The 15350-nt window shown below is 38.4% G+C and carries 13 protein-coding genes; 9 read left to right on the top strand and 4 right to left on the bottom strand.

Going from position 1 to position 15350, the window contains the following annotated elements; translation table 11 throughout:
- Positions 1-79 precede the first annotated feature (79 nt).
- The 3 genes from GQR87_RS20650 (at position 80) to GQR87_RS20640 (ending at position 3325) form a co-directional block, all read left to right on the top strand.
- Positions 80-652 carry a TetR/AcrR family transcriptional regulator gene (locus GQR87_RS20650; protein WP_158972565.1) on the top strand — a complete coding sequence of 191 codons (573 nt, stop codon included), beginning with the start codon at positions 80-82 and terminating at the stop codon, positions 650-652.
- Positions 653-761: 109 nt separating this feature from the next.
- Positions 762-2252, top strand: a complete 1491-nt coding sequence (locus GQR87_RS20645; protein WP_158972564.1) for a sulfatase-like hydrolase/transferase — start codon at positions 762-764, stop codon at positions 2250-2252.
- Positions 2249-3325, top strand: coding sequence for a glycoside hydrolase family protein (locus tag GQR87_RS20640; protein WP_158972563.1), 1077 nt, complete (start codon positions 2249-2251; stop codon positions 3323-3325). Before GQR87_RS20645 ends, GQR87_RS20640 begins: the two co-directional genes overlap by 4 nt.
- A 101-nt stretch (positions 3326-3426) precedes the next feature.
- On the opposite strand, the gene GQR87_RS20635 is transcribed toward GQR87_RS20640, so the two are convergent.
- The 3 genes from GQR87_RS20635 to GQR87_RS20625 form a co-directional block, all read right to left on the bottom strand.
- Positions 3427-3984 (bottom strand): GNAT family N-acetyltransferase, encoded by a 558-nt coding sequence (locus GQR87_RS20635; protein ID WP_158972562.1) that lies wholly within the window; start codon positions 3982-3984, stop codon positions 3427-3429.
- A 124-nt stretch (positions 3985-4108) separates the two neighbouring features.
- Complete coding sequence (locus GQR87_RS20630) at positions 4109-5500, bottom strand: aldehyde dehydrogenase family protein (RefSeq protein WP_233267343.1); 1392 nt, start codon at positions 5498-5500, stop codon at positions 4109-4111.
- 77 nt (positions 5501-5577) lie between these two features.
- On the bottom strand, positions 5578-6252 hold the full coding sequence (locus GQR87_RS20625) for a helix-turn-helix domain-containing protein (protein WP_370459648.1): 675 nt from the start codon (positions 6250-6252) through the stop codon (positions 5578-5580).
- A gap of 360 nt (positions 6253-6612) precedes the next feature.
- Between GQR87_RS20625 and GQR87_RS20620 the strand changes: the two genes are divergently transcribed.
- The 4 genes from GQR87_RS20620 to GQR87_RS20605 all read left to right on the top strand — a co-directional run bounded on the left by GQR87_RS20620 (position 6613) and on the right by GQR87_RS20605 (position 10039).
- On the top strand, positions 6613-7476 hold the full coding sequence (locus tag GQR87_RS20620) for a sugar phosphate isomerase/epimerase (protein WP_158972560.1): 864 nt from the start codon (positions 6613-6615) through the stop codon (positions 7474-7476).
- 207 nt (positions 7477-7683) lie between these two features.
- Positions 7684-8220: an inorganic diphosphatase gene (ppa, locus tag GQR87_RS20615; protein WP_158972559.1), complete on the top strand. Its 537-nt coding sequence runs from the start codon at positions 7684-7686 to the stop codon at positions 8218-8220.
- A 147-nt stretch (positions 8221-8367) separates the two neighbouring features.
- Complete coding sequence (locus GQR87_RS20610) at positions 8368-9573, top strand: MFS transporter (protein WP_158973127.1); 1206 nt, start codon at positions 8368-8370, stop codon at positions 9571-9573.
- Positions 9554-10039 carry a DUF3299 domain-containing protein gene (locus GQR87_RS20605; protein ID WP_158972558.1) on the top strand — a complete coding sequence of 162 codons (486 nt, stop codon included), beginning with the start codon at positions 9554-9556 and terminating at the stop codon, positions 10037-10039. The genes GQR87_RS20610 and GQR87_RS20605 overlap by 20 nt, the downstream gene beginning before the upstream one ends.
- Before the next feature lie 151 nt (positions 10040-10190).
- Here the strand turns inward: GQR87_RS20605 and uvrA are convergent, their stop codons facing one another.
- Complete coding sequence (gene uvrA / locus GQR87_RS20600; RefSeq protein ID WP_158972557.1) at positions 10191-13031, bottom strand: excinuclease ABC subunit UvrA; 2841 nt, start codon at positions 13029-13031, stop codon at positions 10191-10193.
- 200 nt (positions 13032-13231) lie between these two features.
- On the opposite strand from uvrA, the gene GQR87_RS20595 reads away from it, so the two are divergent.
- Positions 13232-14572: an MFS transporter gene (locus GQR87_RS20595; RefSeq protein WP_158972556.1), complete on the top strand. Its 1341-nt coding sequence runs from the start codon at positions 13232-13234 to the stop codon at positions 14570-14572.
- A 12-nt stretch (positions 14573-14584) separates the two neighbouring features.
- Positions 14585-15205, top strand: a complete 621-nt coding sequence (gene ssb, locus GQR87_RS20590) for a single-stranded DNA-binding protein (protein ID WP_158972555.1) — start codon at positions 14585-14587, stop codon at positions 15203-15205.
- The last annotated feature ends 145 nt before the right edge of the window (positions 15206-15350 follow it).

Genomic DNA, 15350 nt, shown 5'->3' with positions numbered 1-15350 from the left:
CATTAACATTAAGTGTAAAGGTTGTTGTAAAGTTAATTAATTCAAGTAAACTGCACTTTGATTTAATAGGTAATGATAAATGTTAAAAAGTACCAAAAAAATATTCGAAACTGCACAGCAATGCTTCATTCAGTATGGTTATACTGCTGCAAGCATAGCTATGATTAGTCGTTATTCAAATGTATCTAGAGTGACAATTCATAAGCAGTTTTCTTCGAAAGAAGCACTATTTAGAGCATTTATCGAAAATTACTTATTAGAAAAAGATAGTCAAATTCAAGCGTATATTCATAGTACTGGTATGTTCTGGGATGACACCAATGATTTTTTGACCCAAAGATGCACAGAAGTGTTTGATAATATTCCTAATGCCATGATCAAATCTGACTTGATCCATGCCGGACAAACACTGTGTGCTGATTTAATCGAGCAAAACCGGGTTAAAACGAAACAAGCAATTCAATCAAAATTAAACCAAGCGATTGAAAAAAAACAAGTTAGTCTTAACAGAATAGGCCTCACTATTGAAGAGTTTGCGACTAATGTTGAGTCTGTCGCTGAAGTGATTATGTTATCTAACTCAGTGCATCAGCCACGAGAGTCTATGCTTAAAACCATGCAAATTTATAAAGTGGCAACGTCTATTAATTGATCTTTCGAGCAGCCTGATAAATTTGAGAACTTTAATCGAATTACATTTGTTTAACTTTTCAGCTAAATAGGGTAGATTACCCGTATGGTAAATCAAATATAAAAAGATAATGTTATATACAATTTCAAAGAGGTTTTTATTATTATCAACTGTTATTGCAGTTTCTGCATGTACACAGATACAAAATAATAATATTGAGCAGACATCTAAGACCTTAGAAGCTCCGAACATATTATTTATTTACACTGATGATCAAGCCCCTTGGGCTATCGGTAGTTCAGGTAACCATCAAGCTATTACACCTAATTTAGACAAACTCGCCTCTGAAGGAATGAGTTTTCCTAATGCTTACACCACTACTCCAGTATGTAGCCCTTCTCGTGCGGGTTTAATGACTTCTCAGTATGGTTATGAACTAGGTATAGATGACTGGATTAATACATCAGGTAAATCTATTAGTCGGTTAGAGCCAGAACTTGGTTTAGCCCCTGCTCTTGAAACTTGGCCAGAAATTTTACAACAAGCCGGATACCATACTGGCTTAATTGGCAAATGGCATTTAGGTGAGTTAGATAAATACCACCCTACTAAGCAAGGATACGATGAATTTGTTGGTTTTCGATCCGGCGGTAATTCACCTATTAATCCTAAAATAGAAAAAGATGGTGTGGTCACTAAGCGTCAAGGGTTAACCCCTGATGTATTAACCCATGAAGCGATTAATTTTATTCAAAATAACAAAGACAAAAAATTCGCTTTATCGGTACATTTCCGTGCACCACATGCACGTTGGTTACCTGTCGCCGAAGAAGACCAAGCACCTTATTTAGATATGGATATGATTCTGCCTCATCCTGATTATCCTAATTTGGATGTGACAAAAACTAAAAGAATGATGGCCGAATATTTATCTAGCGTGCGCAGTGTCGATAGAAACGTAGGTAATTTATTAGCTGAGTTGGATAAATTAAGTTTAAGTGATAACACTTTAGTGGTTTTCACTTCTGACCATGGATATAACATGGGCCACAATGGTATTTGGCATAAAGGTAATGGCCATTGGTTATTGAAAAATGATACCCAAGCCACTAAAAATATCCCAACTAATCAAAGACCTAATATGTACGACAACAGCATTAAAGTGCCTAGTATTGTGCGCTGGCCAAGTGTCATCAAAGCAAATAGTACTAATGTCTCGTCTATGTCTAACTTAGATTGGTTCCCCACTTTAGTCAGTTTGGCAAAAGGAAAAGTAAACGAAAATACTGTAGTTAGGGGCCAAGATTTCACTGCTGCTTTGTTAGACGAAAACACTGTGTTATCGACAGATTATTACGCTGCTTATTCTACTTTGCATCAATCTATATCAGCCATGCGTATGTATAGCGACGGTAAGTATAAGTTAATTAAAGATTATAAAAATCGTGGTAGAGATGAGTTTTATGACTTAAAGCGTGATCCCGAAGAAAGAAACAATTTAATCGCTACGACTAAACCTGAGCTACAACAAATCATTAATGCTTTTGATGATATGATTTTTGCAAAAATGATAGCCACTAATGATCCTGAATTAGAGCAATTTTTTGGAGATAAAAAATGAATCCAGTGATTAAAATAACGGTACTGACTTGTACCGCGTTATTTAGCCTGAGTACTTTTGCTGCAAAAGAAAAAGCGCATTCTTTTCCTGAAGATTTGGCTGAATTGAACTTACCTTACTCTGTCACTGAATCTGAATTTAGTAAAAAGTTAACTACGGGTCAGCGCATTTTAGAAGAAGAAAACTGGAATGTTTGGGGGGCATCACCGATTGAGGGAGAAGATGGTAAAATTCATCTGTTTTATTCTCGTTGGCGTGGCACCCATGGTCGTTGGTTAAGCCATAGTGAAATTGCCCATGCAGTGGCAGACAAACCCGAAGGACCTTACACAGTTTTAGGTACAGTGTTGAGTGGGCGAGGTGAAAATCATTGGGATGCTGATACGATTCATAATCCTACTATTCAAAAAGTAGGCGATAAATATGCATTATTTTTTATCGGTAACAACTTAGCGAATGCTAGTAAATATGATGGCCATCATGCTTCCACTCAGCGTATAGGCCTAGCTCTGTCTGATAGTTTATATGGTCCATTTAAACGTGTTGGTGAAGAGCCCATCTTAGAAGTTAGCCCAAACAAAAAAGATTGGGACAGTTATCTAACAACCAATCCGGCTTTGTTACAACACCCTAATGGTGAGTTTTGGTTATATTACAAAGCATGGGATAAATATAATGATGACATGCGTAAAATGGGTGTGGCTATAGCAAAAGATATTAAAGGGCCCTACATTAAGCACCCTAAAAACCCTTTGGTTAATTTTGCCCAATATAAAAAACAAGTAGAAGATGCTTATGTATTTGTCGAAGACAACAAGTTCTATATGATAATGCGCGATATGGGGGTGATTCATCCTCATGTGGGTTTAATGTTAGATTCTGACGATGGCATTAACTGGTCAGCCCCACAACTGGGCTATCGGACTAATGTAGATTTTACTAATGAAAGTAAAATTCAGCGTATGGAAAGACCACAAGTCTTAATGCAAGACGGTAAAGCCAGTTATTTATTTTTAGCCTTGATGGGCGGAAAATATGATACTTCTTCGGCTTTTGTGTTGAAGTTAAAATAGGTTTTTTGTATTTACTGGGGCTAAGGAGTGTTGCTTTTAGCCCCATTTTTAACCCGCAACTATTCCCGATTAGCCCTAATCGTCTATCAATGTATAAAAGGCTAAGTCCAATCTCTGCGCAACAAGGCAAAGATATTCATATCGTGGAAAGTCTCACCCCAATAACTTTTTTCTCGCAAGGTACCTTCTAGCTGAAAACCGTGTTTTTGGATGAGTTTTTCTGAAGCTTGGTTGGTGGGCAGAATATAAGCTTCAATTCTATGTACATAAAAATGAAAATTCTCACTTAAAACAAAATTTATCATGGCGGTCACTGCCTCTGTGGCATAACCCTTACCCCAATGCTGCTTAGCTAATTCGTAGCTGATAACTGCGGTATGATCAAAAGGATTCCAATTACTAAAACCACAAGATCCGATAAATTCTTTAGTCTGCTTATCTCTAATCGCCCAACGAATACCGGAGTTATTTTCAAATAAACTCTCAAAATGTTTAATCAGCCTAATGGCATCTAACTGAGTTTTGAAAATATCCACATCATAATGCTCAACCACAGCAGGATCTGAGAATATCTGAAAAATATCATCGCTGTCTTGATGCTTTAGTTGATCTAATAACAGATTTTTGCAAGTTAATATTGGAAATACAGTATTTGTCATTCGCCCTACTATTTTTGTCGATCAATTTAAATAAGCATAATCCAAAGGGTTACTTATCACTATGGTTAAGTACGTTAGCGTTATTTAATGCCAAATTGTATTAACCTAAACTCGGATTATCTAGCTAAAGTAATTTTTTTAATAGCGTTAATTTGATTTCTGTAAAAGGCGGATAACGTAATGCTGGATCCAGCAAGGTGCTTCGTTTCATTACCGTTTTTAAATGACTAAAAGTATCGAAGCCAGCTTGTCCATGATATTGGCCCATGCCACTGCTACCCACACCACCAAAAGGTAAATTAGGATTAGCCATAAACATCATGCCGTCGTTAATACATACGTTGCCCGAACTTGTGAAGTTTAAAACGTAGTTTTCAAATTCTGTGTTTTTGGTATACACATACAAAGCCAAAGGTTTGGCTCTATGGTTAATCAGGCTAATGGCATCTGCTATCTTTTCGACTGTTATGATAGGCAAAATAGGACCAAAAATTTCATCTAACATCAGCTGACTATCTAAATCGGGATCTAATACAACTGTTGGTTCTAGATACTTTTTTTGCGTGTCATGTTCACCACCAATCACTATGTTTTGCCCTGCAAGGTAACTGACTAACCTAGTTAGGTGCCTAGTGTTGATGATCCTGCCATAGTCTTGATTGTGTTTTATATCGTTACCGTAGAATTGAGTTATTTTACTTTTTAAAATATCAATAAAAGCCTGACTTTGAGACTCCTCGATAATAACGTAATCAGGTGCAACACAGGTTTGTCCTGCATTCATCCATTTATTCCAGACAATACGTGCGGCTGTCATGTCTAAATTGCAGTCATTGTCTATGATACAAGGGCTTTTACCGCCAAGTTCAAGTGTCACTGGGGTAAGATGTTCAGCGGCAGCTCGCATGACTATTTTCGCCACCCCTTCACCACCTGTATACATAATATGATCGAACTTTTGTTTTAGTACTTCTGTGGTTTCGGCTACTGCTCCTTCTAACACCCAAAACGAATCGTTACATAAATACTTAGGTAATAATTTGGCTAATAGCTCTGAGCAGGCTGGAGCTAATTCTGATGGTTTCATTACCGCGCAGTTACCAGCAGAAATCGCTGCCACTAAAGGTGCCAATACTAATTGAATGGGATAATTCCATGCGCCAATAATCAAAACTGTGCCTAGAGGTTCGGGTAATTGATAACTTTTGGCGGGGTGCGCAATTAAAGGTGTACTGACCTTTCTGGGTTTCATCCACTTTTCTAAGTGTTTTAGTGTATGGTCAATATCACTAATGGTGAAGCCAATTTCTGTGGTCCAGGCTTCATATTCGGATTTTGCTAAATCTGAGGCTAAGGCTTGTAGAAAACTTTGTTCTTGTTCAACTAACATCTTTTTCAGTTGACTCAGTTGTGTAACTCGCCATTCATAAGAGCGAGTTTGCGCTGAATTAAAATGCGCTCTTAAGTGGTTTACCCGCTCACTTATATAATGCAAGTCTTCAGTTAATGTATTCAAGATTCGATGTCCTCACATTTTTATTAAGCAAAATATATTGTACAAAGATCATATTGACTCTGACATAACGTTTATAACTAATCTTTCATACTCTCACGTAACTGTGAAGGTAAAATACCGAACTGCAATTTAAACTGCCGACTGAAATAACTGTGTTCTGAAAAACCGCATCGATATGCTATCTCAGCTATGGGTAAGCGGGTTTCTATTAACATCCGCCGCGCATTTTCCAAGCGTACTTCATTAATAAATTGTTTTGGTGTTTTAGACAGGTATTTTTTAAAGCGTCTTTCCAGCGCACTTACCGAAATAAATGCCAATTTGGCTAATTCTTCAATGCTAATTTCTTTGTGGAAATTTTCTCGTACGTATTCAATGGGTTCTTTTATGGCATCAATACTAGATAACACTTTAGAAGCTTTGGATAACAGTTGGGTAAAGCCAAAAGAGCCAATAATTATATTTTCTTTGTTGAATAAGGGCCGTTTAGAAGTAGAAAACCATGCAAATTCGCCTGAGTTCAACATGTTTAGTTCTAACCTGTCGGTAATCACTTGGCCATTCATGACACTTTTGTCGTCTGTGATAAATTGTTTGGCAATATGTGGTGGGAAAAAAGCAATGTCTGATTTACCAATCACTTGATGTAAGGAGTGACAACCTAAGTGTTCTACAAATTTTTTGTTGGCATAAATTATCTGGCTATCCGTATCTTTTATCCAAAAAATAACGTCCGTTAACAAATCAAACATACTGAGTATTTGTTCAAATCCGACTATGCTTTGCAGAAATTCAGTTTCTTGGTTCACTTTAGTATCGGTCACCGTAAGGCCTTTAGTTATAAGTTATCTAGTACGAAGTTTAAAAAGAATGACGCTGAAAATATTGCATTCAAAAATTTAATATTGCAAATAGAAATGGAATTTTAGCCTTGTTAGCAAAGAGATCCACGGAATGTTTGTAACAAGAGATAATTCAGGAATATAAAAAACGCCGAAAAGGTCTGATCCTTAGCCGATATTTAATTAACCTCATGGGAGTAAATGGTGTTAATTTATTGTTAACGTAATTATTGCGAATTTAATCGATTACTTTTTAGGAGATGTGAATATATGTTCAAGTTTATAAGTAAAAAAGCAGTATGGTTTAAAACAGGTTGTTGTTTGGCTCTTTCTCTAAGTTTAACGCTACCCGCGGTAGCACATGAGCTGGGATTACAACTTTATAGTGTCAGAAATCAAATGGAAAAAGATGTACCAAGCACTTTTTCTGAAATTAATAAGTGGGGTTTGAACCTAGTTGAAGGTGGCGGTAAACTTTACGGTTTGTCGGTTGAAGAATATCGTAATGAATTAATCAAACATAATTTAGAAGTAGCAAGTGTAGACACCTCTTATGATGAAATACGCGATAACCCAATCGCTGTGGTTTACAAAGCAAGATATTTTGGCAGTCGTTTTGCAACCTTTTATTGGATCCCTCATAACGGTAAAAAAGGTTTTACTATAGATGAAGCCAAAGCGGCCGTTGCTGTAATGAATAAAGCCGGTAAGTTACTAAAACAAAACGGTATTACCTTGCAATATCATGCCCATGGTTATGAATTTTTACCTCATGAAAACGGCACCATACTTGACTATATGCTAGAAAATGTAACGGACGCTGCTTTTCAAATGGATGTATTTTGGATGAAGCAAGGCGGTATGGATCCAACGGCTTTACTTAAAAAATATCCAGGCAAATTTTTATCGCTACATTTAAAAGATCGTAAAAAAGGTTCAAAAAATTCTTTAAATGGTCAAGCCGATGTTGAAACCAACGTTGTCTTAGGTACAGGCGATGTAGGTATTGCCAGTGTAGTTACTGAAGCTAAAAAGCAGGGGATTCGTTATTTCTTTTTAGAAGATGAGTCGTCACGTGTTATGCGCCAAGTGCCTGAAAGTATTAAATATCTTAAGCAGCTAGAAGCTCATTAATTTGTAATCTAGTGATAAGTCTTCTCCTGTATCATCAATATGGGAGAAGGACGTTTGTCCGCAAATTCCCTTTCCTATCCTTAAAAAGGCTAGCTAAAACTAACTAATAATTAAAAGGTTAGTGTATTTAATCATCAATGCCTTTGAATCGGCGGCTGGGACTCTATATAATCCGCCGCAGTCAAATCAACTAATATAGGTAAAAGTATGAGCCTTAACTCAGTACCAGCTGGTAAAAATTTACCAGAAGAAATTAACGTTATCATTGAAATCCCAGCTCACGCTGATCCAATTAAATACGAAGTAGATAAAGATACGGGCGCAATTTTTGTTGACCGTTTTATGGCAACTTGTATGCACTATCCAGCTAACTATGGTTATGTAAACCAAACTTTATCTGAAGATGGTGATCCAGCTGACGTATTAGTGATGAGCCCTTTTCCATTGTTAGCGGGTTGTGTTATTAAATGTCGTCCAGTTGGCGTATTAAAAATGACTGATGAGTCAGGTATAGATGCAAAAATCTTGGCCGTGCCAGTTGATAAATTGTCTACTATGTATCGTGACATTCACGATATTGACCAAGTACCAGAATTACTTAAACATCAAATTCAACATTTCTTTGAGCATTATAAAGATTTAGAAGCCAATAAATGGGTGAAAATTGACGGTTGGGAAGATGCTGCTGCTGCTAAAGCTGAACTAGTAAACAGCGTTAAGTTATATAACGAATCTATTGCTTAACTTTTACAGTTAATCACTGAAGATTAAACAAAAAGCCGAGACAATTTATTGTCTCGGCTTTTTTGTTTCTCGCTAGATTGTAATTTCTCATTCGTGGCATAATCCTATTTCAATCACTAAGGCTCATGTATGCGCAAATTACCTGCTATGTCATCTATCCGCCAAACCCCTCAATTATTATTGTTAATGATGGCTTTTGTGATGCCGCTGGTTTTTTCTATCTGGAATGCATTGTTAAATAACTTTGTGGTAGAAAAGGCGGCATTTACTGGTGCTGAAATTGGCATGTTGCAAAGTTTGCGAGAGGTGCCAGGTTTTTTAGCTTTTACTGCTGTTTTTGTGTTGTTGGTAATAAAAGAACAGCTGTTTGCGCTTATTTCACTGGCAGTTATGTGTGTCGGTGTGGCATTGACTGGTTGGCTGCCTTTCGAGTTTGGTCTGTATTGCACCACAGTTTTAATGTCTATTGGTTTTCATGACTTTGAAACCATCAATCAATCTTTAACTTTGCAATGGATTGAAAAAGATAAAGCCGCTCATTTTATGGGCCAGCAATTGGCAGTAAAAAGTTTTGCCTCCCTACTGGCTTATGGCGCAGTTTGGGTCTTTATGGAGTGGTTAGGTTATTCATATTTAGCTATGTACATGTTGGCTGGTGGTGTGGGCTTAATTATAGTTTTTGTTATGTGGACCAGTTTTGATACTTTTACTCACGGGCCTATCCAACACAAACAATTATTCTTACGTAAACGATATTGGTTGTACTACGGCTTAGTGTTTTTTAGTGGTGCCAGAAGACAAATATTTATGGTATTTGCTTCGTTCATGATGGTGGAAAAATTTGGTTTTTCAGTGGGTGATATTAGTCTATTGTTTATGATTAATTATGTATTTAATTTATTTTTTGCACCCAAAATTGGTCGTTGGATCAGCCGTATTGGTGAACGTAAAGCACTGACAATTGAATATATAGGCTTAATTTTTGTCTTCTCAAGTTATGCCATGGTTGATCAAGCCTATCTTGCTGCGGGTCTTTATGTAATTGATCATTTATTTTTTGCTATGGCTATTGCAGTGAGAACCTATTTTCAAAAAATTGCAGATCCCAAAGACATTGCCTCTACTGCAGCGGTTAGTTTTACCATTAATCACATTGCGGCTGTGGTTATCCCTGCTTTGCTTGGTATAGTTTGGTTAACCTCTCCTATTCTAGTATTTTATATTGGTAGCGGGTTTGCCATATGTTCGCTAGCTTTGGCTTTGAATATGCCAAATAATCCTTCACTTGGCCGAGAGGTCATTATTAATCCACTAGTATGGACCAATAAAAATAATGCACAAAATAACGATTAACATACCGCTACTTTTTTCTTTGCTGTTTATATTTTGCAGTTTTCATTCATTGGCTGAACAGCCGTTAGAATTATTCTGGGAAGATATGATACCGAAAAACTACCAAGCTCCAGATGTAGAATTAAGTCATGACGGCTCTATGATGCAATTAGGGGTTAATGCGCCTGTGGTTGAAAGCCTGAATGGTAAGTTAGTAAAAATTCCGGGATTTATTGTACCTTTAGAGGGTGATAACTCTGCCACAACTGAGTTTTTATTAGTGCCATATTTTGGTGCCTGTATCCATGTGCCGCCACCTCCGGCCAATCAAATTGTTTATGTAAAGTTTGCTAAAGGTGTACCCATAGATACGATACAAGATGCTGTCTGGATAACAGGTACTTTGACAACCCATGGCTGGCAAGGTGATGTAGCCACGGTTGGTTATTCCTTAGCGGGCATACAAATGAATCCATATGATGGTTAAAATTATATTGTCGGATTTCTGGTCGCCGAACGGTGAACAAATAAGAGTTTTTTGACTGTCTGTGCAACTTGTTCTAGTAGCTTTAACAATTTCAGCATAAAAAACGCAGCGGTAAGCTGCGTTTTTTGTTTATGAATAATTTTAGTGGGTATTATTCACTTCTGTTTTTTTCTAACAAAGGTTTAAGAAAACGCGCCGTATGCGAACCTTCTACTTCAGCAACGTCTTCAGGTGTGCCTTGTGCAATAATTTTTCCACCGCCAGAACCGCCTTCTGGCCCTAAATCTACTATCCAATCTGCAGTTTTAATCACATCTAAATTATGTTCAATCACCACTACCGTATTACCGTGATCTCTAAGCCTGTGTAGGACTTCCAGTAATTGTTTTATATCGTGGAAATGTAACCCTGTGGTAGGTTCGTCAAGTATGTACAGTGTTTGTCCTGTATCTCGCTTTGACAGCTCTTTAGCCAGCTTCACCCGTTGTGCTTCACCACCAGATAAAGTGGTGGCAGCTTGGCCTAAACGTATATAAGACAAACCAACATCAATGAGAGTTTGCAACTTGCGGGCAATGGCTGGAATCACATCAAAGAAGGGACGGGCTTCTTCTACTGTCATGTCTAATACTTGATGTATATTAAATCCTTTGTATTGGATCTCTAAGGTTTCACGATTGTAGCGTTTGCCTTTACACACATCACAAGGTACATAAACGTCAGGTAAAAAGTGCATTTCTACTTTTATTACGCCGTCACCTTGGCAAGCTTCACAACGTCCACCTTTGACGTTAAAACTGAAACGGCCAGGTTTATAGCCACGAGATCGAGCTTCTTGAGTACCTGCGAATAATTCACGTACTGGAGTAAATATCCCCGCATAAGTGGCTGGATTAGAACGAGGTGTACGACCAATTGGACTTTGGTCAATATCAACTACCTTATCCATAAACTCTAAACCAGTAATCTGTTTATAAGGCGCAGCTTCGCCTGTGGTAGCACCATTTAGCGCATGATGTGCTAAACGATAAAAGGTGTCATTGATTAAGGTTGACTTACCTGAGCCAGAAACACCGGTAACACAGGTCATTAATCCAATCGGTGCTCGGAAAGTAACGTCTTGTAAGTTATTGCCAGAGGCACCAGTGATTTCAATCCATTTATCTTGATCAATCTCAGTACGCTTGGCAGGAATTTCTATTCTTTCACGTCCTGAAAGATACTTACCAGTCAGTGAATGTTCACTGTTTTTAATGTCATCGATAGTGCCTTGGGCGACAATTTCACCACCATGTACACCGGCTCCTGGGCCTATATCGAGTACAAAGTCAGCCGCGCGAATGGCATCTTCATCATGCTCTACAACCAAAACGGTATTACCTAAATCACGTAAATGGATCAGGGTTTCAAGTAATCTTTCATTGTCTCTTTGATGTAAACCAATAGAAGGTTCGTCCAACACATACATCACGCCTACTAAACCTGCGCCTATTTGACTGGCTAAGCGGATACGTTGAGCTTCGCCACCAGATAACGTATCGGCACTACGGGAAAGCGATAAATAATTGAGTCCAACGTTAACTAAGAAGGTAAGTCGGTCGTTAATTTCTTTAAATATTTTTTCAGCTATTTTTTCCCGTTTACCGGTTAATTTCACGGTAGAGAAAAACTCTAATGCTTCAGCAATCGATAAATCAGTAATCACATGCAGTGGCGTTTCGCCGATAAATACATTTCTGGCTTCTAAACGTAAACGCGTACCTGAACAGCTAGAACAATGTTGTTGGCTTAAATACTTAGCTAATTCATCGCGTACCGCATTTGATTCGGTTTCTTTGTAACGACGTTCCATATTAGGAATTATCCCTTCGAAGGGATGCTTACGTTCCATTATATCGCCGCGATCATTGATATATTTGAATTTTAACGATGTACCTTTACTACCATGTAGCACTATATCTTTAGCTTTATCGTCTAATTCTGCAAAAGGTTTGGTCAAATCAAAGTCATAATGATCGGCTACGGCTTGTAACATTTGGAAGTAGTAATAACTACGTTTATCCCAACCACGAATAGCACCACCTGATAAGCTCAACTCATCGTTAGCAATAATGCGGTGTGGGTCGAAAAATTGTCTAGTACCTAAACCATCACAGCTTTGACATGCCCCTGCTGGGTTATTAAAAGAGAACAATCTTGGCTCAAGCTCGGCCATGCTGTATCCACAGTGTGGGCAAGCAAAGTTAGAAGAAAATACCAGAGCTTCTTTGTCGGGCTCATCCATATAGGCCACTTTAGCTGTGCCGCCAGATAGATTAAGTGCTGTCTCGAAAGATTCAGCTAAGCGGAGTTTTAAGTCTTCACGCACTTTAAAACGATCCACTACTACTTCTATAGTGTGTTTTTTGTGTAGATCTAGCTCTGGTGGATCAGATAAATCACAGACATTACCGTCGATTCTAGCGCGAATAAAACCTTGGGCCGATAGGTTTTCTAAGGTTTTTAAATGTTCACCTTTACGATCTTGCACCACAGGGGCTAACAACATTAATTTATTGTCAGCAGGCATAGTCATGACTCTGTCAACCATTTGACTGATAGTCTGTGCATCTAGCGGTACGTTGTGATCAGGACAACGAGGTTCACCTACTCGCGCATATAACAAACGCAAATAATCATAAATTTCGGTGATAGTGCCCACAGTAGAGCGTGGGTTATGGGATGTTGATTTTTGTTCAATAGAAATGGCCGGAGAAAGACCGCCAATGTGATCCACATCTGGCTTTTCCATCATAGACAAAAACTGCCTAGCGTAGGCTGAAAGAGACTCAACATAACGTCTTTGCCCTTCTGCATACAAGGTATCGAAGGCGAGAGAGGATTTGCCTGAGCCAGATAGCCCAGTAATAACGGTGAGCTTATCTCTAGGAATGTCTAGACTGATGTTCTTAAGATTGTGGGTGCGGGCCCCGCGTACTTCAATATTTGCCATTATTAGATCTGTATCAGCGCAAAAGAAGAAGTATTACATACTCTTAAAATTAGCACTACGGTAAGCGGCATTATCTTTTGAATTCTTAACTAAAAGTTAATTCTTTGCTGATTAATATTCCTGAAAAATGCAAAATATGCTAAGGTTCTCGGCCATTTTTAGTATTGTTATTTAACGACCTTTAAAAAACTGACCTAACCTTGAATTCTACCGAACTCCGCACAGCCTTTTCACTGGCGTTTATCTACGTATTACGCATGCTTGGCTTGTTTATGATCATGCCTGTATTAGCTATTAGTGCACAGCATTATCCTGATTATTCCGCATTTTTGGTGGGCTTAGCTATTGGTGGTTATGGTTTAACTCAAGCTGTTTTGCAAATCCCTATGGGGGTGCTGTCAGACAAAATAGGTCGTAAGCCAGTTATTGCTGGTGGTTTATTAATATTTGCCGTGGGAAGTTTAGTGGCAGCCAATGCTGAAAGTATGCAATGGGTAGTGATTGGCCGATTCTTACAAGGGGCGGGTGCTATTGCCGGAGCCATTATGGCCTTAGCCGGTGACCTAACCCGAGAAGAACAAAGACCTAAAGTTATGGCTATTATCGGTATTTCTATCGGTTTTTCTTTTTACTTAGCTTTATTACTGGGCCCGCTAGTAGTGGGTAAATATGGCTTAAGTGGTATTTTCTTCGCTACTGGTACCTTAGCGCTATTATGTATTCTGCTGGTGGTATTTGTTGTGCCCAACGGCAAAAACATCGCCCCTAGAGGTGACACCTTACCTATCGTGCGAGACTTAAAGATTTTATTTTCTCATCCGCAATTATTACGACTAAATATCAGCGTGATGTTATTACACATGTTGATTACTTTATTATTTGTACAAATTCCCGTATTTTTAATTGATTTAGCCTGGCCTCTGTCTACTCATTGGAAAGCTTATTCAATTGTACTATTTGCCTCAATTATTGGTTTAGTGGCCTTGATGTCACTGGCTAAAAAACAACAAAAAGTGGTGATGTTATTGAGTGTGGCGGGGTTGGCGTTAGTGTTTGCAGTAATGGCAATCGACCACTCATCCATTGTTTATTTATTAATTATTATCAGCCTGTTTTTTACCTGTTTTAATTATTTAGAAGCCAATTTCCCGGCTATGGTGTCAAGTATCGCGCCAGCGGGTAAAAAAGGCTCTGCTATGGGCATTTATGCTAGTTTTCAATTCTTTGGTGCATTCATAGGAGGACTGCTTTCAGGTAGCATTTCACAATATGTAGGCAACCAATGGGTGTTTGTATTGGCCTCTGGGTTATGCATCATTTGGTTGTTATTGATCCAAGGAATTTCTGCGACGAATCGTTTAAAAAGATATACACTTAAGACAATTAATCAGACACCAGATTTGGCACTGCAGCAACTTTCAGAATTGGAAGGTGTAGTGGATGTAACCGTTGTTTCAGATGAGCAGGTTATTTATCTAAAAGCAGATGGCAAACACTTCGATATGCAACAAGCACGACGTGTACTGGGTTTACAAGAATAGTGAGGAAATAAAATGGCGAGTAAAGGTGTTAATAAAGTAATTTTGGTCGGTAACTTAGGTAAAGATCCTGAGGTACGTTATACGCCAAATGGTAAAGCGGTGGCCAATCTAACCTTGGCCACATCTGAAAGCTGGAAAGATCAAAGCGGTCAAATTCAAGAAAAAACTGAATGGCATCGCGTATCTATGTTTGGCAAGTTAGCTGAAATTGCTGGCGAATATTTACGTAAAGGCAGCCAAGTGTATGTCGAAGGCAAGTTGCAAACGCGGAAATGGCAGAACAAAGAAGGCCAAGATCAGTACACCACAGAAATCGTTTTAGACCCCTTTAATGGTGTTATGCAAATGTTGGGTGGCAAAGGTGGAAACAATCAATCTGAAGGTGGGTTCCAAGGACAACAACGTCCAGCGCAAGCTCCGCAACAGAATCAAGGTTACCAACAAGCACCACAACAGAACCAAGGTTATCAGCAGGCTCCGCCGCCGCAACAGCAATATCAGCAGCCTCCTGCTCAACAAGCTCCGCAACAAAATCAAGGTTACCAACAAGCACCACAAGGTCAACAGCAGGGCAAACCAGCCGCACCTATGGCCGAACCTGATTTTGATTTTGATGACGATATTCCGTTTTAATTCAAGACAAAAATAGAAATGTTATTAAAAGCCGCTATTAAGCGGCTTTTTTATTTGGTGGCATGGTATCTACTTTTTGTCATAAATATGTAGGGTTTAAAGGAAAGTGTTTTTTGCCAACTTAAAGTAACTTTGGCCTCTGTTG

It is taken from the genome of Paraglaciecola sp. L3A3 (genome assembly GCF_009796765.1).
Taxonomy (GTDB): Bacteria; Pseudomonadota; Gammaproteobacteria; order Enterobacterales; family Alteromonadaceae; genus Paraglaciecola.
The sequence above is the reverse complement of the archived record's forward strand: the minus strand, read 5'-3'. Positions and strand labels throughout refer to the sequence as shown.